Below are 22698 nucleotides of genomic sequence, written 5' to 3'. Positions count from 1 at the left end.
GTTTTCTGCTGTCTGAATTCTGTTGTCGTTCAATATTGGTAAAACAGAGTAAACAACTTCTAAATAATTGTTTTATGATTTGCGAAAGTGCTTCATGTTTTTGGTGATGTTGCTGCTATTCCACTCTATAAGTTGCTTAAACTCTTCCGAACGAATTGGACAATTTTTCACTTGACAATAATGGCAACATTCAGGCATGCAGGGATCGGCATGTATGAAAAACTCGGATTTGGATTCCAGTTGATTATTTAATATTTCATCAAATTCAGAAATACGATCGTGAACCTGATTTAAGTCGTAATAATTGGGTAAAGTTAGATGGCAATCAATGTGCATTTCTTGGCCATATCGTTGAACCCGAAGGTTGTGTACATCTATCCAATCGGCTTTTCGATGCTTGTTTAATTCTGTTACCACTTCTTCTATAGCTTCTTGATCTGACTCATCCATTAATCCAGAAATAGATTTACGAAGTAGCTTATAACCACTATATAAGATAAATTTACCTAAACAAATGGATAAGGCAATATCTACCCAAGGAAGTTTAGCAAATTTCATAATTAATAGACCTACTATCAATCCAAATGAACTAATTGCATCAACCTGAAGGTGCTTACCGTCGGCTTCAATCGTTAAGGATCGTAGGCTTCGACCACGTTTCATCAAATAAAACCCTACACCTAAATTAACGAGAGATGTCACTAAGATCAGGTACATACCTTCCTCAACATTCTCAATGGGCTCTGGAAAGAAGATATTATAGATGGATTTGATTAAAATGACACTTCCTGCGATAAAAATCATTCCTCCCTCCACAAAGACGGAAAAGAATTCAACCTTTCCATGTCCATAAGGGTGGTTCTCGTCTTTGGGTTGGGAAGCTAGGTAAATGCTATAATAGGCAAATCCAGATGCTACAACATTCACAATACTTTCTGCTGCATCGGAAAAAATAGCGTTAGACCCCGTAATAAAATACGCAATAAACTTTATTAGCATCAGGACTATCCCTGTAACTAAAGAAAGTGTGACCAACCGCATTTGTCTAGACATGGTGCTAAATTTTAAGTTTGCAAAGAAACAATTTTTCTAAGAGGAAATAAATTAAATTTATAATTCTGCTTCCTTTTGCTCTTCGTATTCTTTACCTAATCGTTGTGCAATTATGGTTACTACAAATATCTGAAAGGCATGATAAACCATCAAGGGTAAAAAATAAAGTCCCATTTTTGGATTATTGGCAAAGAGGAATTTTGCGAAAACACTACCATGTGTCAGGGATTTTTTAGATCCACAAAACAGCGCTGATATTCGATCCTCTCTATTGAATTTCAAGAAGTAACGAACGATGAACTTAATAATAAAATAAGATGTAAAAAAGAGAACAACTACCGCCGAAAATAAACCTAACAGATATGTTGAACCAATGGTATGGAACACATCGCTGATAAAGGATTCAGAAAAACTGCTGTATACAATTAGAAGGACAACGCCTTTATCGAAATTGGTGAGGTGCTTACTGTATTTATGCGCCCAATTGCCCCAATATTTCTGCATCATCAGACCTAGAATTACCGGAAGTATCACTTCAAATAAAAGACCTATATATAGCTCTGCAAAGACATTAACTTCTTCAACTTCTAAAAAGAAGTGCATCAATAGCGGTGTTACTGCGACACCGATCAATCCAGATATACTAGCATTGAAAATAGCTGCGGGCATATTTCCATGGGCTATGGAAACCATAACAACAGAAGAGGTTACTGTTGAAGGTAAGGCTGCGAGAAAGTAAAATGACAGCCAAAATTGTTCTTGTGTTTCGGTATGTACTAGAGGCCGGAACAGCAAAACCAGTAAAGGAAAAAGTCCGAAGGTAAAAAGTTGCACGGAAAGGTGAAGTTTCCAGTTCTTCATGCCATCCTTAATCTCAGAAAAGCTTAACTTTAGGCCGTAAAAGAAGAAAACTAAAGCTACACCAATGGTACTGAGGGAACTTATTAATTTACCGTTCCAAATTTCAATAGCATGGGGATAGATATAGGCTAAGACAATCATGGCGATGAGCGCCAATATAAATCTGTCTAATTTTAGTTTGAACAATTTACTCATGTGCGATACAAAGCTATCATTTATTTCATGAACGGCTAAATGCACATAAGTTTTTTAAATTTGACAGATAAACTTTGAAATTATTACCTTTTTCACACCAAAAATAAATAGTATATAATATATTTGCAATATCATGAGTACAGCATCTTATTTATCAGATAGAATTAATAACCTATCAGAATCAGCAACCTTAAAGATGACCAAATTAGGTCGCGAACTAGCGGCCAAAGGCATCAATGTTATCAGTTTAAGTGTCGGTGAACCGGATTTCAATACCCCTGGCAACGTTAAGGAGGCAGCAAAAAAGGCATTGGATGAAAACTACACCCGCTACTCGCCTGTTCCGGGATACCCTGATCTTCGCCAAGCTATTGTAAAAAAACTTAAAGAAGAAAACGGTCTAGATTATGATATTTCGCAAATTGTTGTATCAACTGGAGCTAAACAATCCTTATCTAATGTATTATTGACGTTGGTAAATCCAGGTGATGAAGTGATCATCCCTACTCCTTATTGGGTTTCCTACTCTGAAATGGTAACCTTGGCGGAAGGAAAGTCTGTATTTATCGATACGGATATTGATTCCAACTTTAAAATTACTCCAGAACAATTAGAGGCAGCTATTACACCTAAAAGCAAGGTGTTCATGTTCTCTTCACCGTGTAACCCTACTGGATCGGTTTATTCTAAAGAAGAATTAGCAGCTTTAGTAGAAGTTTTTGAGAAACACCCACATATCTTCATCATTTCAGATGAAATCTATGAGCATATCAACTTTGTTGACCGTCATGAATCAATTGCGCAATTCCCATCGGTTAAAGATCGTGTCATTGTCGTGAATGGATTCTCCAAGGCTTTTGCTATGACTGGATGGCGCTTAGGTTATATTGCAGCTAATAAAGAAATTGCCGCTGCAAATGATAAAATGCAAGGTCAAACAACTTCTGGCACCTGTTCTATTTCTCAACGCGCAGGTATTGCTGCCTACGAACAAGGATTGGACAGCGTATTGAAAATGAAAGAAGCATTTGCTCGTCGTCGCCAATTGGTTTATGATTTACTGAATGATATCCCGGGGGTAAAAACGAACTTACCTGATGGTGCTTTCTATTTCTTCCCAGAGATCAGCTCCTTTTTTGGCAAGCATGATCCAGATGGAAAGGTTATTGAGAACTCAGCAGATTTAGCTTTATATTTATTAAACTACGGTCATGTTGCTACCGTTGGTGGAGATTCTTTCGGAAACAACAATTATATCCGTTTATCATACGCTGCTTCTGACGAAAGTTTAATCGAAGCATTAAAAAGAATTAAAGAAGCATTAGCTAATTTAAATTAAGTTAGATAAGCTAATAATAGATTATACAAATCGGGATTCTATATAGTATTAGAATCCCGATTTGTTTTACAAAACCTAGAGCATGAAAAAGGCTCGGTCTAGCAACCAAGCCTAGTATGTACTACTAAAGTAAATAAATATTAAAATCTCTTTTTCTCCATTCTTATCAAATACCTGAATAGCTATATAATAAGTTTTGATTTTGTTACACAATGGTCCTATAGACCAATTCCCCTATTAAACATCCTAAAAGAACACCAGTTAAAACGGCAAAAGTGACTTTTACCCAAAGCGGAAATCTATTAATTGTTTGCAGGTTGTATGCGAATTTCATAAAATAACGCTGATTAGATATATGTAAGAACAAATATCCGAAAAGGCTTCTTACTATGCCTGCATAGGGATTAAGAATAATAATTCTTGTCAAGGAAATGCTACAAATGGAAATTCTGGGGAAAAGGCTGCTGTAAAGTGAAATAAATAAGCGAATAAGTTTGTCAAATTACCAAGGAATGTCTATTTTTGCACGTCCGTTAAAATAACTACGGCAAGAATTCATAAACAAAATTATTTAAACAATGCAACAGTACGAATCTGTAATCATTCTTACCCCGTTGCTTTCAGAAGATGCTGCGAAAGAAGCAATCGCAAAATTCAAAGACATCTTAGTAGAAGGCGGAGCCGAAATTATCGCTGAAGATAATTGGGGTTTGAGAAAATTAGCGTATCCGATCCAGAAGAAAACGACTGGGTTCTATCACTTAACTGAATTCAAGGCTCCAGGTGAATTAATTAAAAAATTGGAAGTTCAATACAAGCGTGATGAGCGTGTGATGCGTTTCTTAACAATCTCTTTGGACAAGCATGCAGTTGCTTACAATGAGAAAAAACGTAGCGGAGCATTCAACAAGAAAGTTGAAACTAAAACTGAGGAGGTAGCAAACTAATGGCAAACGAAAATATCCAATACGTAACTGCCCCTAAAGTAGAGGACAACCGTAAGAAATACTGCCGTTTCAAGAAAAACGGAATCAAGTATATCGACTACAAAGACGCGAACTTCTTATTAAAGTTTGTAAATGATCAAGGAAAGATCTTACCTCGTCGTTTGACTGGTACATCATTAAAATTTCAACGTAAAGTAGCTCAAGCGGTGAAACGTGCGCGTATCATCGGACTATTACCTTACGTAACTGATTCATTAAAATAAGGAGGATACGATAATGGAAGTTATATTAAGACAAGATGTTAAACACCTTGGAGAGAAAGACGATATCGTAGTAGTAAAACCAGGTTATGGTCGTAACTACTTAATCCCTCAAGGATTTGCAGTATTGGCAACAACATCTGCAAAGAAAGTATTAGCTGAGAATATCAAACAAGCTCAGTTCAAACAAGATAAAATCAAGAAAGATGCTACAGAATTAGCAGGTAAATTAGAGTCGGTAAAATTATCTATCGGAGCTAAAGCTGGTGAATCTGGTAAAATCTTTGGTAAAGTGAACAGCATTCAGATCGCTGACGCACTTAAAGCTCAAGGCTTTGAAGTTGACCGTCGTCGTATCACATTCGAAACTGAACCTAAAACTTTAGGCGAATTCGTAGCTAACTTAAACCTTCACAAAGAGGTTAAAGTACAAGTTCCTTTCGAAGTTGTTGCTGAGTAATCTAATTACCCAAAAACATAGAAAAGTCGTCCATATGGACGACTTTTTTTGTTTTTAAGGCTTGCTATGAATTGGAAATGACCTACCCCCCCTTTCTATCTCATATCTCATATCTCACATCTACCAGCGAAGCGGTCTTAAATCTCATATCTAGTGAAGCGGTCTTAATTATATCAATCGGGCAGACATTCCGCTACACTTATTGCTGCCCCTACGCTGGGCGGCTTTTAATGTGATAGGCTTAGATAAGGGCAAAATTGAATGAGTTTAAGGGAATGTAAAGATTACTGATGAGAACGAATGGAATGTCGGCTTGTTTTGTTTGGAGATAACAGATGTTAGACTTCAGAAATCAGACCTGTTAAGTGGTAAAGAATAAAGTTAAGCGGTCGAAGCATGCTTCGACCCTACGGTTATGGTGGTTTTAATTATTAAAATCACGATTGTTTGTAGGGTCGATGCAAGCATCGACCGCCTATAGCACGAATTAAAAATCCTTTTATAGTATGAAGTTCCATCATCTTCGATTCTGGATGACGTGGTCTTGTGGGGAGAGAGATGAGACTCTTCGCTTCGCTCTGATTTGTAAATGACGTAAGATCTTTTTGACGCCATAGGTCATTTTACTAACTACTTTATACTTTATACAGCCCGAAGGGCTAAAACTCTTCGCTTTGCTCTAAGTAGTAAATAATCTAATACCCAATACTTCTAATAGCGAAGCGGTCTCTCTCCACAAAAAAAGAGCGATACTTATATCGCTCTTCCCTTATATCTTAATATCTCATTAGTATCAACCATAGGTCTATATACTAAATACTTAATACTAAATACTTCAATTACCGTCTAAGTTGGTCCCAGAAAGCATCTTTTTTATTACCTTTTCCTTTGTTGGCCTTTTGATGTTTCTTTTGTTGACCTGGTGCATAACGTTTAGCCGATTTACCACCATATCTCTTTTTTGCTTGTCCAGGAGGCACATGTCCACGTCTATGGTCACTTACATAACATGAACTAACCGAAAAAGCCATCAACGCTATTAATAGTAATCCTAAAAATCTTTTCATATCCTTCAATTCTTGTTAATATTACTTCTTTAACCAAATACCAAGCCAAGGATTGGACAATATGAATCTAAATAATTTTAAATGTTCAAAATTTAGTTGTCTATTAATTGATAAAATGCGTTTAACTTTTTGTTATTGAAGGAGATTTGACCTTCTATTTTTGCCTTTTGTTCTGTCAGTGCTACAGCTGTTAAATTTAACGAACCTATTTTATCATAAGCTGGAAGCCATCCTAAATACTTCGCTCCTACTGCGTGTTGTTTGTAGTGCAGATATAGAACATTTGCTTGTTGTTTCCAAGGAATAGCCTGATCTAGAGCTAATGGCCCGGTACTCATGCGCAACAAATTAGATTGTGACGCTTTATTGAATTTATAAAATAGCTTTTCAGGCAGATAACTTAACAAGTGTGGTGAAGCCATTAGATTAATGGTTAAATCTGGCACTTGAGTTTGTTGAAGCTCTTTCTTTTCTACCATTTCAAAATTATCATCATAATCATAGCTGATAATCGTATCGGTTTGACTAAGCTCCTTATTGCTCATCCGAATACTTAGGTAATTTCCAACATATCGTTCTAAGCTATCAAAGGGTAACTTTAGGGAGTCTACAAGTGCTTGTTGGCTCTTCAACAATAAAGCCAAATCACTATTGATTTCTGCTCGGATTATATCATTTCCATCATCCTGAAAAATACCACTGGCTTGTTTTGGAAAACGAAACAAGGTGGAACTAAACTCTCCTTTTATATCAGCTTCCCCATTATTGAAATGCACAGAAAACCAATTATTGTCCTTGCTAAACCAAGTAATATCCGAACGATGATCTGCAGGCAATTTATCCATAAATGCAGAAGCTAATTGCCAATTCTGTTGATCAGAAACTAAAAGGTTCTTCATCATTGCAGTATCTGCTGTTCTATCTTTGCTAAGTGAAAACAATAACTTTTGTTGGTCTAAAAGAATATGGATATGCTTTTTACTATATAGCTTTTGTGTCTTATCTGAACCTTGATAGGCACTATCTACTTTTAAATCCAACTTATCATTTAGAAACTGATGTAGTTTTTCAGAATTTGTGACTTTTAACACTGCATAATAATGGTCAGTATTTTGATCTAAGGAGAACAAATACAAGTTAGCGGGCAATTCTACCCCTATGTTCCAAATTTTTGTTTTTTTGGTTCCAGTTGAGTCCCTTTCCTTAGCGCCATAATATTCATTCCAATTACCCAAAGAATTCTTTCCCATAGCCCAAATAAGCTCATCTACATTCATCTTTAAGACAGAGTGAGCATTTACAGGGATTCGGATATTTTTCGCTTGTGAGGCTCTAAAAGCCTTATAAGCAAAAAGACTTATGGCAAGTACTGCCATAAGTCCTAGTAAACTAAATATTGTTATTTTAATAATGCGCATAGGCTAGTCATTTAATCGCAATGAAATTTTATTCAAAGCATCAATCAAAAAGGATACCGCATTGCTTTTTGTTTTCGGGAAATCTAATCCTAATTCAAAAGGAAGATGATTACCCTTCATTTTTCCGTTTAAATAATAGAAATTTCCATATTGGCTTAACTCATTCACTGTTTCTTCCATGCTACGGTGAACTGGTAAATCCAATTCATCAATTAACACAGGAACTTGTTTGGTATTGAATACAACAGCTATATTATTCTTTTTCGCCATATTCACAAACTCTGAATGACCTTTACCACGGAATTGGTTGTTCTTAATTGCTTGTAATTTCTCTAAATCATTGGAAATGAAAACAATCCCTTTGTCAATTAAAATGTGAGGAACAATACCAGTTGATTTATCAAATTTCAATTCGAAGATACCATCACGATCAGTTCCTGCACCTTCAGATTTAGCTAAATTTAGGATTTGCTGATAAATTCTTGTATCATCAGAAGAGAACATCCACATGAATTGTGGTACATTTTCAGTTTTAGTACGTTGAACCTCTTTAGCATTGTAATCATCATCATACTCATAATCGGTGTAAGTAACTTTGGTTTTAGTAACTCCGTTAAATACCAATAAATGATCACCTTTCATAACTTTAGCTAAGGCTTTTTCATCTAATGCAACATCAAAGATCGTTGACATCAATTCAAGTCCTTTAGCGACCTTGTTATCTCCCATAGAGCCATAGTACTTATTAACTAAAGTAGGAAGATGCTTGATATAGGCTTCAGAATTGATATTGATAGATGCAAAGCCTAATGCTTTTTCATCTAAGAAATTATAAAATTTAGGATTCAGCTTATGTTTGTAAATTTCTTTATAGTATTTAGTTAACTCTTTGTCTACTTCCATATCACCAACCATCTTCATCGTATTACCATCAACAACAATGGATGAGGCTAATGATTTGATTCCTGTATCAAATTTAAAAGCAGTCCCAAAAGCACTGTACATAATATCCATCGGATAATAATATTTATAGAAATCATTGATTTCCTTTACTTCTACACGAACCAGTTCATTGTCTTTTAGGTTCTGTAAAGTTTTGGACTGATAAGAATTTCCTTGATTGCTTAGTAGTTGAGTAAAATGCTCATTAACCCATTTCGCAACTAAAGTATTCTTAATACTATCATTATGGTTTCTAATTTTACGATATTGAAGGTAGTAATCGTCTTGATACTCCTCTCTATCCAATACAGAATCTACTTGATCAAAGTCATCTGGAGAAACAATAACTGCTGGCGGAGCTGCTGCAGGTGGAGGGACAGCAACATTCACTTCATTTGTACTTTCTACCACTTCTGTAGCTTCTTCTGCTTGTTCAGCGGCTTCTTCTGCAGCTTTTGCAGCTTCTTCCATAGCCTCCAACTCTTCCTCAGTCCATTCTTCAGTAACTACCGTATCAGGCGCTGCTTCTACTACACTATAATCATAATGATCATCAGTTGCCGTAACATCCTCATAAGAACTTTCCTCTAGCATACCATAACGATCTTGGTTAACTTTTCTAGAGAAATGGTTATCCATAGCTATCCCATTCAGGATATAAAGATTTTGATTATCCCATGATACACGCATTGTTTTATTATTGTTGTAGATGGTTTTTAGACCATTTACATTCTCAATCTTTTTGGTATCTGGAATCAATGATTCAAATTGGGAAGAATTAGATAATGGAATCAAGGAGCCTACGTATTGCAAACTATCAGTAATTTGCATATACACATAAGCTTTGGATTTAATATCTATTCCAAAGTCTTCTAGATTTTCAGAAGTAACTTTACTTTTTTTACCAATTACGTTTTTGAAAAATCCGAAATTCTTAAAAAGATTATTCATTTCACTTACATCGACATGCTTAAAGAAGGCCTTACCATTAATGGCCATAACAACTTTAGCATCAGCTGGAACACGTTGTAGGAGATCCTGAGCTTGGAGCTTTCCTCCTATCCCAAGGATAATTAAACATATCGCAAGTTTTACGATCTTCATACTTTTTATTTAGAGGGTTAATGTTTATTTAAGATCAATTGTATTGCCCAAGTTTGCTTTTCCGTTCACAAGGTCAGGAACACTTACTTTAAGCATAACGGCTTGTTTATTAGGTGATACTTTTGCTGTTGAATTTTTTTGGCTTTCTACAGCAGTATCAAAACGGTAAATACAGGTATAAAATGCTTGATTAAATGAATTTCTGTTTTCAGGTCTTAGTTTCTCGAATTCTTTTTTTGCTTCAGGACTATGTTTATAGGTCCTTTGCAGCACCTTGGTGCTTTTGTTAAAGGCATAGCTCGAGTAACTGTTTATTTTGGCTTTAAAGTGACTAGAAAGTGTTTGCGTATAAGCATTCAAAGCCTCAACGTTGGAAAAGTCACATGATATACTGGCTATATAATTATTAAAGTCTAATCGGCTTTGTACATTACTGATTCCTTTGGTATTTTTCAATAATTGAACAATAACAGCCATTTCCTTTTTTATTTCATTCTGGTTAGGAATCTTAATGCCGTCTATCTTATCCAATTTCATTAAGGATGCTGCTTTCGTTTTGCTTTTACTCAAGTTTAAAGTTCCTTGAATAGATCCAGAGCCATTGGATTTTAAATTTATTTCTTCAACAATATCAAAACAAGAGGTAAATGATAAGGTGATAAGGATACAAAGAATAAATGTTAGTGTCTTTTTCATATGTATGTTTTGCAAAAGTAAACATATAAATACCATTGTTGAAATGAAATCTCCATCATGGGACATAATGCTTCCTCTTTGTTGCTAATAAATGTTTTAAAGCTACAAAAATCCTTGACTTAGCTACACGGCTTATATCGATTATTTATATAAATAAGGTAATTCAAAGGCAATTTGTAGCTAAAACGCTATATAAATAGTCATATAAAAAAAGACAGTTTCAATAAGAAACTGTCTTTTAATTCTATTTTAAAAAATCTTAATAGGAATACTTTTCAACCGATTTAATTTGATTATTACCTTCCGTAAAAACCAAAGTAGGTTGATAAGTCTCTGCTTCTTCTGGATTCAAATTAATGAATGATAATATATGCACGGTATCCCCTTCTTTAGCATGTAATGCTGCTCCTCCATTCATACACACTTCACCACTTCCACGTTCACCAGGCAACACGTAAGTCATGATACGACTACCATTTACTGCATTATTGATATAAACTTGTTCATACTTAACAATTCCAGCTGCATCTAATAGATCGGCATCGATCGTGATTGAGCCATTATAGGCTACATTTGCTTCAGTTACTTTTACGGTGTGTATTTTTGCTTTTAATAATGTTAATTCCATAGAATTTAAACTTAGATAGATTTTTTAATGGCGTCTTCCGCCATGTTTAAAGATTTAAAAATTATTTGTTGATTACTTTGTTTCAATACATGTTTGTTATTATGAATATCAAATGTGAACTCATAGGGTAAATCATAAGAGAACATTTGATCTGGAAGGGCTTGAACTTGATATTCCAAGTTACCTAAATAATCAAACTTATAAACTTCAAAAGTCATTCCTGTTTTTCCTAAATAATACCAAGCTCCCTCTCCTAGTCCACCCAACCATTGTGCTTCCTTAGGAATATGGGCTGGTCTTAAGGGCTCATGAATATGACCTAGGCGACCATCATCAGGTAAATCTTTAGATGCAGATTTGCTAAAGTTAGCTTTTAATATTTGAATTTGGTACTTTAATGAACTCCATCGATTTAAATCCCAATGATTTATTTCATTTTCTTCGTATCGAATAATTGACTTGTCGCTAGAAGCATTGACAACATTACTGGTAGGACTTGCTTTTAAGCTTTCCGGATAAAGAATCTTATTAATTCTTTTATCATCCCTTGGCATTCCTTCACATAATATTTGGGCTACGTATCGAGAACAGGAGTTATTACTAGGTGCCAATGCCCCGTAAAGGACAGGTCCTTTGTCCACCAATGTTTCAGCAAATTCTACTGCTTTTTTAAAAGAAATACCATAGGCTAAAGAACAAAGTAACATCCCTCCTCCATGAGTTGCAGACTCTTTAGATTTAAGCTCTTCCAAGATTTCTTCCAGATTGTTTAATTTCCCTTCACTGTCAAATCTAGCTACAGTATGGAGCTCTAATCGAGGATCAAACAAAGCAGATCGTGCTCTTCCAAATCCCCTAGGAGTTAAATAACGTCCAAAATCAAAATATCGAATTTCCCCAGTCTTTCTTTCAATCAGTACAATAGCCGCATGACCGACTTTAAAGTTTAGATTTTTTACAATACCTATCTTTTTCAAGATAGCCATCCATAGCTCATCTCCCCGAGCAGTTTGATCGGGCCAAGCCAATGGTAATGCAATATCTTGATAACTATACATGTTTAAAACCTAAATCTCCATTTTTATTACCTGCTTTATTGGAATACAATTTTTCTAAGTATCGATCGCCATGATCGGGAAAAACTATAACCATTCGATCCGAACTTTTTAAATTCATCACTTTAGCATGTTCATCTAAAGCGGCTAAGACCGCTGCACTGGAATACCCAGTTAACTGTTTATTCTGGTGACTAAATAGATGTGCGATCTTTTTAGTCTTATCTGCTGACACCTGAAATACCTGATCAACCACCGAGGGATCAAATGATCCAGGTATAAATGTTCGACCTATTCCTTCAATGGGATCAAATTTTGTTTGATCTTCTGGAATGGGCATATCCTGTACTATTAGTTGATAAATAGAATTTATTGGTTCTACTCCCCAAATTTGAATGTTTGGATTCTTCTCCTTTAAATATTTACCAATACCTGATATCGTCCCTCCTGTCCCCATACCAATTAATACATGTGTAACTTGACCTTCCATCTGCCTCCATATCTCTGGACCCGTTGTTTGGTAGTGCGCCTCAATATTAGCCTCGTTATAGTACTGATTGGTGAAATATGCTTCTGGGTGTTGATCAGCAAATGTTTTTGCTTTAAACTGTGTGGAGTTCTCATCCAATGGTCCATTAGAATTCAAACAAACTTCCACTTGAGCACCCAAACGCTGGAGCATGAGTATCTTTTCAAAAGATGTGGACTTAGAAACAAAAATTTTGCACTGATATCCCAATTCTCGTGCAATAAGGGCCAAACTAATACCTGTATTGCCACTACTAGCTTCAACAAAGATTCCACCTTCAGGGATTTTATTGTATTTGATAGCATCTTGAACCATATACCAGGCAACCCTATCTTTAGAAGAACCACCAGGATTCCGATATTCCTCTTTTATCCATATCCCTGTGCCATATTGCCTACTTAAGGCCTCATGCTTCTCTAATGCGGTGTTTCCAATGTTATCTTTTATCAATGTTTTTCTCCTGAAAATATTTAAGGTTTTGTTTCTCAATAAACGAAATCAAATAGCTTTTATTTTATAATAACTATCATAACAAGTAGAATGTTCCCAAAAACCGTACTAATTCAGGTGTTTGTAACTCAAATAATACATTTTACCTTTAGAATAGGATTTTTTACTATTAAGATAATAAAAATATTCCATAAAGTATGGCCTTTAAAAATGTCCATTTCCTCAACTCAATTATTTTTATAGTTTTGTGGTATCAAAACATATTACTATGAAACCAAAAACTATAATCAGTGCAATTGTGATTGCTTTAATCTTGATTATTTTATTTAACAATAAAGAAGAAGCAAGCTTTTGGTTATTTACCGACATTAAAACTTCCAAACTATTCATCTTAGGGGCCTTCTTTTTAATTGGAGTTTTGGTTGGAGCAATTGTCTTCAGAAGGAAAAACAAGCATCCTAAAGAATACGGAGTCACTAATCCAAATGGACCAACATTATCTGATGAGGATTCCGAATTTATAAGACAAGACGACGACCTTACAGATGAGGATCGGGAATATATAAGAAGAGATTAAGGGAAAAAGGCTCAGCTATCATCAGCTGAGCCTTTTTCGTTTTTAGGAGGACTTTGTTTAGACTTTTTCATTCGACCAGCCTTTTGTAAGCTATTATGAATAATATAATCTATCTGACCATTTACACTTCTAAATTCATCTTGTGCCCATTTTTCCAATAGCTTGTACACATCTTCATCGATCCTGATCACAAAACTTTTCTTCATTGTGTTTCGTATTTTCTATTATTTATGATTAATTGTAAAGCGTTCCTGTATTGACAATAGGTTGTGCAGCTTTCTCACCACATAATACCACCATAAGATTGCTCACCATGGCTGCTTTCTTTTCATCATCCAACTCTACTATACCTTCCTGAGAAAGCTTCTTTAAGGCCATATCAACCATGCCGACAGCCCCTTCAACAATCTTAGCACGTGCCGCTACAATAGCAGATGCTTGCTGACGTTGTAACATTGCCCCTGCGATTTCTGGTGCATAAGCCAGATGACTAATTCTAGCTTCTTCAACTACGATACCTGCTTTCGCAAGACGCTCTGACAATTCATTCTCTAATATTCTGTTTACTTCCTCACCCCCATCACGTAAAGTCAGTTGTGCATTTTCATCTTCCAGATTATCATAAGCAAAACTAACTGCCAAATGACGTACGGCAGCTTCGCTTTGTACCCTTACGTAATCAGTATAGCTCTGCACATCATATGCTGCCTTAAAAGTGTCCCCTACTTTCCATACGATTACAGCTCCAATTTCAATTGGATTCCCCATCTTATCATTGACTTTTAAGGTTTGCCCTTGTAGGTTCTCCGAACGTAAGCTAATCTTTTGAGCTGTGTAGAACGGATTAATAAAAAACAAGCCATTCGCTTTTATTGTCCCAACATAATTACCGAATAGATTTAAAACACTTGAATGATTCGGATTTACTATGATCAAACCCTTAACAATGACAATAAAAACGATGAAAGAAATTAGGATAAGGATTCCATATCCGTAGGATTCATTGGCTGCGATCTGGTAAAATGAAAACCCAATGGCAAACAAGGAGATAAACAGGAATACTAAGGCTAAATATCCTGAAGTTGGTTTAATAATCTTTTCCATAATAAAGATATAATTGATATTAAAATGATATCACAAATATATCAACTTATTTGGATAATAGTTGCAATTAATTATTGAAAAATTACTAAAAACTGTGTTTATGCTATTTGAGTAGCGATTAGGAGGGGATAAAAATTAATTCTTTCAGTATGAGGGGGTTTTAGGAATAGTAGGAATTATTTAAACTTTTTATTTGCAATATTAATTGAAAACCCTACCTTTGCATCACTTCAAACAACGAAGTGGTTCTTTAAATAAGAAATCAGATTCCGTAGCTCAGCTGGTAGAGCAATACACTTTTAATGTATGGGTCCTGGGTTCGAATCCCAGCGGGATCACAAAAAAGCTTCAATCACAGATTGAGGCTTTTTTTGTGTCCGATGGGTTCGAACGTTGCGAAGCCGGTTCGACCCGTTAGGGGCCTCAGGGTAAGCGTACGGGAATAGAGCGGCTGAGGCAACTTTCTCGTTCAGGGTTGGAGTGCGGGCATTGCGGGGCTGAACAAATCCCAGCGGGAACAAATCTTCTCACAGGCCAAAGGATCTTAGATTAATGCTACTTTTGTATCCACTAGGTTCGAACGTTGCGAAGCAAGTCCGACCTGTTAGGGGTATCAATGTAAACGTGCGGGAATAGAGCGGCTGAGGCAATCCATTTGGAATTATTTCACTGTCAATCTAAACTCATAAAACCTATACAAATCACCTTTTCATATGCCTCAAAATTGTTAAAAAAAACCTATTGAAATTGAGTGATTTAATCTCAGATAATCCTCGTTTTTATTAACAAATCCGACTTATTTTTCGTAAATTAGAGTATTCACAAAACAACTAACTAAATCCTGTTTTGACAGTAATTTTCATCCTTATCATTAGCTTTCTAGCTTCATTAGTGCGGTCGACTTTAGGTTTTGGTGAAGCATTAATAGCAGTTCCGTTTTTCCTACTATTCTTGCCAGTAGATGTAGCAGTTCCTTTGGCTGTGATGTTGTCCATTATCATTGCTCTTGTGGTTGTGATACAAGATCATAAAAAATCCATTTTCACAGTGCCAAATGGCTGATTATTTATGCTATTCTTGGTTTGCCTTTAGGTATCTTAATATTGACCTATGTAAATGAAACATTCGTTAAAACAGGACTTGGATTACTAATTATTTCGTATTCAATATATTCCCTTTATTTTAAAAGAAACAAGACCTTGCAAGAAGACAATAAGGTCTGGCTATTCGTCTGCGGTTTTTTATCAGGAGTATTTGGAGGAGCATATGGTGTGAATGGCCCGCCATTGGTTGTCTACGGCAATTTAAGACAATGGAGTGCAAAACATTTTAGAGCGACCTTACAGGCCTACTTTTTACCTGTTAGCTTGCTAAGTGTCTTGGGTTATTATTCAAAAGGATTGATTACAAGAGAAGTTAATACCTACTTTCTCTATTCGCTAATTACTACTATTCCGGCAATTTTTTTAGGAAGGTATCTAAATCATAAATTAAAAGATGGCACCTTCTTTAAATATGTTTATTGGGGGCTAATGGTAATCAGCGTTGTTTTGATTGTCAGTACTATGATGTAATTCAAACAAAAATAAAGGCATTCACTTTTCCTACATAAAAAAACATCAAACTCGCCCTTAAAACCATTCTCCTCTAACCTGTTAATTCGACCTTAATATCGAATTGTATGATTGATGATAATTTGAAAAGTATCATCCAATTTTAGGTAAACTTTTAATGTCCTTTTCTAGTGGCTTCACCCCTATTTCTTTCGACTTTCCTAGAGGTTTGCAATAGGTTTCCTAGGGGTTTTCTTTGGTACTCTTTCGGATCTCCTTCGGAACTTGTTCGGAACTCATTCGGATCTCGTTCGGTTCCGACCGAACGAGATCCGAACAAGATCCGTCCAAAATCCAAAGCGATGCCGTTAGAAATACGAAGCAAATACAAAGGAGAATGGGTCGAATAGGTAAGTTAAAAGGAAAGAATTAGGATAATTTCATGTTCAAATCTAACCTCGATAACATTGAACTTACCTCCCCTTATTATCTTCTACTTATCAAAATGAAATGACCTGGTAATTTTATTGTTTTGCTGATCATAAACGGTGCAATTAACATGGTAATGAGCTGAAGGGGCATTCGTCATGTCAATTCCTTTTGAAAAAACATAGGAAGTTGCGCCTTTTATCTGATCATGGTTATAAATTACCGCTTTATTCCATACAGATGATTGAATCTCTAATTCGATTCTGTCGATTTTCAACTTCGCTAGAATGGTAGCTTCTACTCGAGCAACTTTACCATCCATTCCAAATATTGCATTTTTAAACTCCGGCAGATTCGGATTGTTTTCAATCTTAAGGGTATCTCTCACAATTTTCGTATTTCCCTTTAAATCCTTCAGGATAAATAGGAAATTGTGTAAACCGGGTTTTATACCCTTGGGTATTAAGATATGCTGATGAAATGTAGCCTCCTTTAAGCCATTAAATCCTTCTTTATACGTTCGGTCAAATGCAAAGCCATATCCGGAGACTTGAGGTGTAATTTCAACTTTTACTTGATCTAGGCCATGTTTCGCTTCAATAAGACCTTCTATATGCAGGTCAGAACCCGCATATACAATCTTACTGTTTTTAGTACCGATTTCGATATTTCTAATCTCTAAAGATCCCAAATCATCAGGTTCAAATTCGCTTTTTTGGCAGTTAACAGTAACTAGCAAAAAGAGGCAAAAAAAATCAATAAATTTCTATTCATTCTTTTCTATAAATTGTCCTATTGCTGTTGGTATGCTCCAAAATAAAAAAGTCCAGAAGAACGGAATACTGTCAGTTGCTTATCAACCACAAAACCTATTTCAGTTGTATTTCCATTTTTATATTTAAATGCCGAGTTATTGATCAGTTCATATTGATTTTTGGTTTCCAAAGTGTTTATGTGTTCTGCTGACCCATAATTTAAATCAGTAGAACTGAATTTATAAAACCAAGAAGATTTATTTAATGCTGGTCCCATTTTATACTCCTCTCCTTTGTAGGTCTTTCCTGATAACATATTCTGTTCTGGGATCTTAATTAACGCACCTGTTGTTTTATATTCCATAGCCAAAGCGCGATAATAAGCACTGGTCAATTCATACTTTTCATTGATAGCAAATCTGGCAGTTCGGAAATTATCCTTGTTTTCTACAACAACAATTAATGAATCTTTCGTTAAGCTATATGAACCTGTTAAATCATTACCTGTGCCCATAAAAACAGCCTTATTATCTGCTAAAAGTTTAATCAAATAAATGCTCTTATAGGAATCACTTTTTGGGCTTATTGTACCTGCGATATAGTGATTAGTGATATCAAACGAATCAGGTTTCTCAGGCAGTAAATTTTCATTTTTTTGACAACTAGCACCCAAAAGTCCCATCAGGACAATTATTGGTGTCCATTTACTTAGTTTTATCATTTTCTTAAATATATAGTTAATGCAATTTTGTTGCAAATGTAGTGATTTATATAGCTTTTGCAACATTACAGCATTAAATTAATATTAATTATTTTTCCACAATTCTGTTATAATTATCTTAACAGAAAATAATCTTGTGTATTTGAACAGAATAAAGAAAACTAGCAAATTCTCAAGCTTGATTTAATTCAGGCACTTTAATTGACGATGAAAATGTATGGAAAAACTCACACTAGCTTCCTATATTATTTCTGACAAAAGATATTCAGTTAGAGATTTAAATAAAATAGATTTATCAAAATTCGTTAATATTGAAGATGTTGACCATTTGGATCCAAGCAAGATTGATCCTGATTACATAACTGGAGCAATCATTATGAAGTATAATGATCAAACCATTTTAGATTATAGTGAATGGGATGACCTAAATTATTTTTGGCCTTATTTTATTGATTCTCTTGATGAATTGCTAGAAAACAATAACAGCAATTTCTCATTTCCTAGTCAAGCATTACCGGTAAATATGGAGATCGTAAAAGATCGACTAATATTTCAAGTTGGTCAGCATAGACTAAACATGCAGGCAAGCGATTTTTACGAAATCGTGCTAGCTGAGGCAGATAATTTCTATAAAGCATTATTGGAATTATTTCCAAGATTCGAGTCGGAATATAACTCAGAGTTACAGAAAATTGATCAACTTATTAATAAGTCAAAAGTTATGTTTTCAAAATATGGATAAGGTTATCAATTGGTTTGGATTCGATTAATGAACAGAATTACTCAAGGATGATGGAAGTGTAAGACAAGCAAGGTTTGTAAATAATGAATATTTAGATATTAAAGTATTCTCTTTGTTGAATGAGGAATTTTATTCATGGAATGATGTAAAATATTAATCCACTACACAAAATCATACAACCCATTTTTCCAACCTAATATCTTACTTTCATCTGCTTGCAACCAATTCTTTAGTACAGTGGCATAAACTTTCCTAAAATCCTCCGTATAAATCAAGTCTCCTTCATTTAAGTTTCCTAAATCAGGCAATGCGTTTAATAGTCCCTTCTTCTTTAAACCACCACTAATGAAAAACATTTGATTGGCAGTACCATGATCAGTACCATTACTAGCATTTTCGGCAACCCGTCTTCCAAATTCAGAAAATGTCATTAACATCGTGTTTTTAAATAAACCTTGCTGCTTCAAATCTTTTACAAAAGCAGCCACTGCCCCATTAATTTCCTCAAAAAGCTTACTCTGTTTATCATGTTGATTAACATGTGTATCAAAACTGCCTATTGACAAATAATAAACCCGAGTATTAATATCAGACTTGATTAAAGAAGAAATGGTCTTAAATTCTCTACCTAAGTTTGTGTTTGGATATTCTGCCGGTTTTGATTTAACCTTACTTTTTTCGAATATATAGTCCGCATTGTTTATTGTAGATCCTAATGTTTCATATAAATAAGAAACTGTTTCCTCTTCATGGGAATGTTGTTCGGATAAGGCTTTAAAATAATTCTCTTGACTAAGTTGATAAAGTTTCCTTGGCTCCTTAAAGGCAAATGCCTTGTTCTTTTTGCCCTTCAAAGCCAAACTAAGCATATCATCCACTTCCAGTGCTTGCGTTGGATGTGGACAATCGTAGCACGCCTCATCCAAGTATCTACCTAGCCATCCTGTTTCCAAATACTCATCACTCCTACTTGCCGAATGCCAAATATCCATACTTCTAAAATGAGACTTATCAGGATTTGGATAACCAACATTATTTAAAATAGCCAATTCACCTGCATCATATAATGACTTAAAAGCACTTAGGTTAGGATTTATACCTGCTTCATCTGTTAACTTTAAAGAGTTTTGAACCGCAATTTTACGACGCTCTTTAAAGTAAATATCGTTTTGCGTTGGGATGATGGTATTTAGACCATCATTTCCTCCTGTAAATTGCAAGACCACCAAAACATTGGGTCTAGCTGCTAAGGATTGGTCTCCTTCTAATGCCTTTAAAAAATTAGGTATAAAAAGCGATGCTGAAGCTAATGAGCCTATCTTCAAAAATTCTCTTCTTTTAATAATCATAACCTTTAGCTATTACATTAACTGATATTCTGGTGTAGACATTAGATTGATAACTTTGGATTTCAAATTATCCGATGAAAATCGATCTGTTAGTTTTAGGATGGACTTATCGTTAGTCTGAATTAAATAATCAGCAATTTCTGAATTTTTAAAACTCCCTTCCACTTTAGCCCAGTCGATCACAATCTTGGGATCTTTAAATTGCCTGTTCAATGGGTTTCGTTTATTGTTCAATCCCATATCCAGGTCATCGTCTTCTCGAGCTTCATAATCCATTGGTCTTAAGCCTGACCATATTTGAGGAATTTGTAAACGAAGCATTAAAGTAGAACTATCAATCCAAGATTTGCCACTCGGCCATCCTGCCACATTTGGAGGATAAAGTAGCATCTGACCTAAAAGACGTTGGTATTCAACTAAACTTTCATTTCTTTCAATAGTCATTGGCAGGAATCGCATCATTCCTGCTAATAATTCGATAGGAGATTTAATTCGATTTCCAATATTTTTAGTTTCATAAAACCAATCGCTGTTAAAAATCGATTTCATCAATTTCATAATATCGTAATTCGAATTATAAAACTCCAGACTTAAGGCATCAACTCGATTATTATCCAACTGTTCATTAACAAAAAATCGATATATTTTTTGCGTAATAAACTTAGCAGTTTCCTTCTTCGAAAGAATAATTTCTAATATATCTGATCCATCAAAATTTCCTGTTTCACCAAGAAAAGTCTTCTCATTAGAATCATGTTGATTTTTTCGTTCAAGAAACTTTCCATTTCTATCAAAAGCCCATCCAGTAAAAGCACGGGCAGCTTCTCGAACATCTTTCTCCGAATAATTCCCTCTCCCCATCGTAAACAATTCCATTACCTCTCGTGCAAAATTCTCATTTGGATGCCCTTTCTTATTTTGTTGGTTATTAAGAAAACTTAGCATCGCTGGAGACTGACTGACATCAAATAGCAATTCCTTGAAATTGCCCAAAGCATTTCGCCGAATACTATTTAATAGCTGTCTATTATATTTAGGATTAACTGTTCTACAGGCAAAATGACCATGCCAAAAGAAAGCCATTTTCTCTCTTAATTGCGTTTTTGAATGCACCATTCGGTCTAGAAAATCCAGATTTAAGTCTAGGTTTTGTTTCCTATTCCTACGTTGCTGTGCTTTCCTAAGCTCTGCATTATCTCCCTCTTGTTCCGAATAGACTTCTGACACTTGTTCCTCCACATAGTTAATACGTTGAAATGGATCCAATCCGGAAATACTTTGGAATAACTCTGATAACTCCATATTTTTCAGATTCTTAATCTGAAGATAGGAAGGTCCAAATCCCGCTCTCCACAGCAAATGTAACTTGTGATTTAAACTATTGTCTTTCATTTTTTCGGTAGTTGATAGAATCAAATTAGAAGGAGTATCTACCACTTGATTCCCAGTCTTTTCTAGAACTAATTTACGTATTTTTAGAAAATAAAAATGTATCAATTCTTAAAACTCCATGATGCAATTAAAAATTAATATCATCTATCAATACTTTTTTTAGCTGTTATATGATTGACAGTTCAATTCTATGCTTATATTAGTATAATACCTATTTATTAAAACATGAAAAACTTAGAACGAGTATATAAAATGTCATTTGCTGGAGTATATCCATTGTATATTCAAAAGGCAGAGAAGAAAGGACGAACAAAAGAAGAAGTAGATCAAATCATCTTTTGGTTAACAGGCTATGATGAAAAAAGTCTAAAAGAGCAACTAGATAATAAAACAAATTTTGAGGACTTCTTCGGTCAAGCTCCAGAAATCAATCCAAATGCAAATAAAATTACTGGGGTAATCTGCGGGTACCGTGTAGAAGAAATAGAAGATAAATTGATGCAACAAGTCCGATACCTAGATAAATTAATTGACGAACTTGCAAAAGGTAAAGCTATGGAAAAAATCCTTCGAACTTAGTCTATTAGTATTTAAAATCAAATAGTATATCATCATAAGAATCAGATAAGATTTGGACTTATAATTGCTTATAGTTAAAAAAAATAACACTAGTCATAAAACCCAAAACTGAAAGCTTATGTTTTTTATTTTCGGAACGAATACAACACGCCTTGCTGCAGAACCAATCTCAATGAATTGTAATTACTGTCATCAAGAAAACACTATGGCATTAGTCCATAACCAACGATACTTTCATATATTTTGGATCCCCCTATTTCCACTTTGGCGTGAAAGCTTTTCCACTTGCACGCACTGTAAGCAGCTATTAAAGTTGAATCAAATGGATCCTGAATTAAAAGCTCAGGCTCATTCCACTCGAAAACAATTAAGAACGCCCTGGTTCACCTACATTATTTTATTAGTAATTGTACTATTTATACTTATCAGCGTTATTACACATATCATAAAAGGCTAAATAGAGCGTCCCAGTTTAAACCTTTTCGGACACAAT

Annotated in this window: 23 protein-coding genes, 1 tRNA gene and 1 pseudogene; 10 read left to right on the top strand and 15 right to left on the bottom strand. The window is 34.9% G+C overall.

The features are described 5' to 3' along the window. Positions 1 to 72: 72 nt before the first annotated feature. A complete protein-coding gene (locus ABD676_RS08735) occupies positions 73 to 1053 on the bottom strand; it encodes a cation diffusion facilitator family transporter (RefSeq protein WP_344674272.1) in 981 nt (326 codons plus the stop codon). A 57-nt stretch (positions 1054 to 1110) separates the two neighbouring features. After that, positions 1111 to 2109 (bottom strand): bile acid:sodium symporter family protein, encoded by a 999-nt coding sequence (locus ABD676_RS08730; protein ID WP_344674270.1) that lies wholly within the window; start codon positions 2107 to 2109, stop codon positions 1111 to 1113. A gap of 133 nt (positions 2110 to 2242) precedes the next feature. On the opposite strand from ABD676_RS08730, the gene ABD676_RS08725 reads away from it, so the two are divergent. The 4 genes from ABD676_RS08725 (at position 2243) to rplI (ending at position 5115) form a co-directional block, all read left to right on the top strand. Next, positions 2243 to 3448, top strand: a complete 1206-nt coding sequence (locus ABD676_RS08725) for a pyridoxal phosphate-dependent aminotransferase (protein WP_344674268.1) — start codon at positions 2243 to 2245, stop codon at positions 3446 to 3448. A 578-nt stretch (positions 3449 to 4026) separates the two neighbouring features. Continuing rightward, positions 4027 to 4395 carry a 30S ribosomal protein S6 gene (gene rpsF, locus ABD676_RS08720; RefSeq protein WP_344674267.1) on the top strand — a complete coding sequence of 123 codons (369 nt, stop codon included), beginning with the start codon at positions 4027 to 4029 and terminating at the stop codon, positions 4393 to 4395. Beyond that, complete coding sequence (gene rpsR, locus ABD676_RS08715) at positions 4395 to 4658, top strand: 30S ribosomal protein S18 (RefSeq protein ID WP_103906215.1); 264 nt, start codon at positions 4395 to 4397, stop codon at positions 4656 to 4658. The genes rpsF and rpsR overlap by 1 nt, the downstream gene beginning before the upstream one ends. 13 nt (positions 4659 to 4671) lie before the next feature. Further along, positions 4672 to 5115: a 50S ribosomal protein L9 gene (gene rplI / locus ABD676_RS08710; protein WP_344674261.1), complete on the top strand. Its 444-nt coding sequence runs from the start codon at positions 4672 to 4674 to the stop codon at positions 5113 to 5115. Positions 5116 to 5954: 839 nt separating this feature from the next. Here the strand turns inward: rplI and ABD676_RS08705 are convergent. The 7 genes from ABD676_RS08705 to ABD676_RS08675 all read right to left on the bottom strand — a co-directional run bounded on the left by ABD676_RS08705 (position 5955) and on the right by ABD676_RS08675 (position 13004). Further along, positions 5955 to 6182: a quinol oxidase subunit 4 gene (locus tag ABD676_RS08705; RefSeq protein WP_344674260.1), complete on the bottom strand. Its 228-nt coding sequence runs from the start codon at positions 6180 to 6182 to the stop codon at positions 5955 to 5957. Between the two features lie 92 nt (positions 6183 to 6274). Further along, complete coding sequence (locus tag ABD676_RS08700; RefSeq protein ID WP_344674259.1) at positions 6275 to 7558, bottom strand: hypothetical protein; 1284 nt, start codon at positions 7556 to 7558, stop codon at positions 6275 to 6277. A gap of 45 nt (positions 7559 to 7603) precedes the next feature. Continuing rightward, positions 7604 to 9646: a hypothetical protein gene (locus ABD676_RS08695; RefSeq protein WP_344674258.1), complete on the bottom strand. Its 2043-nt coding sequence runs from the start codon at positions 9644 to 9646 to the stop codon at positions 7604 to 7606. 24 nt (positions 9647 to 9670) lie between these two features. Continuing rightward, positions 9671 to 10342, bottom strand: a complete 672-nt coding sequence (locus tag ABD676_RS08690) for a hypothetical protein (RefSeq protein WP_344674256.1) — start codon at positions 10340 to 10342, stop codon at positions 9671 to 9673. Positions 10343 to 10601: 259 nt separating this feature from the next. After that, on the bottom strand, positions 10602 to 10970 hold the full coding sequence (gene panD / locus ABD676_RS08685; RefSeq protein WP_344674254.1) for an aspartate 1-decarboxylase: 369 nt from the start codon (positions 10968 to 10970) through the stop codon (positions 10602 to 10604). Between the two features lie 11 nt (positions 10971 to 10981). Then, positions 10982 to 12028, bottom strand: a complete 1047-nt coding sequence (locus tag ABD676_RS08680) for a DUF6695 family protein (protein WP_344674253.1) — start codon at positions 12026 to 12028, stop codon at positions 10982 to 10984. Continuing rightward, positions 12021 to 13004: a PLP-dependent cysteine synthase family protein gene (locus ABD676_RS08675; protein ID WP_344674252.1), complete on the bottom strand. Its 984-nt coding sequence runs from the start codon at positions 13002 to 13004 to the stop codon at positions 12021 to 12023. The genes ABD676_RS08680 and ABD676_RS08675 overlap by 8 nt, the downstream gene beginning before the upstream one ends. A gap of 268 nt (positions 13005 to 13272) precedes the next feature. Here ABD676_RS08675 and ABD676_RS08670 point away from each other — a divergent pair, with 268 nt between their 5' ends. Further along, the gene (locus tag ABD676_RS08670) at positions 13273 to 13581 is read left to right on the top strand and encodes a hypothetical protein (protein WP_344674250.1); all 309 of its coding nucleotides are present in this window, start codon (positions 13273 to 13275) and stop codon (positions 13579 to 13581) included. Between the two features lie 11 nt (positions 13582 to 13592). On the opposite strand, the gene ABD676_RS08665 is transcribed toward ABD676_RS08670, so the two are convergent. Beyond that, the gene (locus ABD676_RS08665) at positions 13593 to 13787 is read right to left on the bottom strand and encodes a type II toxin-antitoxin system antitoxin (RefSeq protein WP_344674248.1); all 195 of its coding nucleotides are present in this window, start codon (positions 13785 to 13787) and stop codon (positions 13593 to 13595) included. A 28-nt stretch (positions 13788 to 13815) separates the two neighbouring features. Continuing rightward, positions 13816 to 14685 (bottom strand): SPFH domain-containing protein, encoded by an 870-nt coding sequence (locus ABD676_RS08660; RefSeq protein WP_344674247.1) that lies wholly within the window; start codon positions 14683 to 14685, stop codon positions 13816 to 13818. 265 nt (positions 14686 to 14950) lie between these two features. Between ABD676_RS08660 and ABD676_RS08655 the strand changes: the two genes are divergently transcribed. Together ABD676_RS08655 and ABD676_RS08650 are read left to right on the top strand one after the other, a co-directional pair. Then, a tRNA-Lys gene (locus ABD676_RS08655) sits at positions 14951 to 15023 on the top strand. A gap of 553 nt (positions 15024 to 15576) precedes the next feature. Continuing rightward, positions 15577 to 16259, top strand: a pseudogene (locus ABD676_RS08650) (sulfite exporter TauE/SafE family protein). Between the two features lie 472 nt (positions 16260 to 16731). On the opposite strand, the gene ABD676_RS08645 reads toward ABD676_RS08650, so the two are convergent. Both ABD676_RS08645 and ABD676_RS08640 read right to left on the bottom strand, forming a co-directional pair. After that, positions 16732 to 17406: a DUF4625 domain-containing protein gene (locus ABD676_RS08645; RefSeq protein WP_425565278.1), complete on the bottom strand. Its 675-nt coding sequence runs from the start codon at positions 17404 to 17406 to the stop codon at positions 16732 to 16734. Positions 17407 to 17459: 53 nt separating this feature from the next. After that, positions 17460 to 18143 carry a hypothetical protein gene (locus ABD676_RS08640; RefSeq protein ID WP_344674245.1) on the bottom strand — a complete coding sequence of 228 codons (684 nt, stop codon included), beginning with the start codon at positions 18141 to 18143 and terminating at the stop codon, positions 17460 to 17462. A gap of 217 nt (positions 18144 to 18360) precedes the next feature. Between ABD676_RS08640 and ABD676_RS08635 the strand changes: the two genes are divergently transcribed. After that, the gene (locus ABD676_RS08635) at positions 18361 to 18885 is read left to right on the top strand and encodes a hypothetical protein (RefSeq protein ID WP_344674244.1); all 525 of its coding nucleotides are present in this window, start codon (positions 18361 to 18363) and stop codon (positions 18883 to 18885) included. A 161-nt stretch (positions 18886 to 19046) separates the two neighbouring features. On the opposite strand, the gene ABD676_RS08630 is transcribed toward ABD676_RS08635, so the two are convergent. Together ABD676_RS08630 and ABD676_RS08625 are read right to left on the bottom strand one after the other, a co-directional pair. Continuing rightward, complete coding sequence (locus ABD676_RS08630) at positions 19047 to 20234, bottom strand: DUF1501 domain-containing protein (protein WP_344674242.1); 1188 nt, start codon at positions 20232 to 20234, stop codon at positions 19047 to 19049. Positions 20235 to 20246: 12 nt separating this feature from the next. Then, the gene (locus tag ABD676_RS08625) at positions 20247 to 21626 is read right to left on the bottom strand and encodes a DUF1800 domain-containing protein (protein ID WP_344674240.1); all 1380 of its coding nucleotides are present in this window, start codon (positions 21624 to 21626) and stop codon (positions 20247 to 20249) included. A gap of 225 nt (positions 21627 to 21851) precedes the next feature. Between ABD676_RS08625 and ABD676_RS08620 the strand changes: the two genes are divergently transcribed. Beyond that, a complete protein-coding gene (locus tag ABD676_RS08620) occupies positions 21852 to 22205 on the top strand; it encodes a DUF2200 domain-containing protein (protein ID WP_344674238.1) in 354 nt (117 codons plus the stop codon). Positions 22206 to 22323: 118 nt separating this feature from the next. Beyond that, positions 22324 to 22662, top strand: coding sequence for a zinc-ribbon domain-containing protein (locus tag ABD676_RS18225; protein ID WP_425565277.1), 339 nt, complete (start codon positions 22324 to 22326; stop codon positions 22660 to 22662). The last annotated feature ends 36 nt before the right edge of the window (positions 22663 to 22698 follow it).

Source organism: Sphingobacterium kyonggiense (genome assembly GCF_039536825.1).
Lineage (GTDB): Bacteria > Bacteroidota > Bacteroidia > Sphingobacteriales > Sphingobacteriaceae > Sphingobacterium > Sphingobacterium kyonggiense.
Note: the sequence above shows the minus strand (reverse complement) of the source record. Positions and strands in the feature narration are given on the sequence as shown.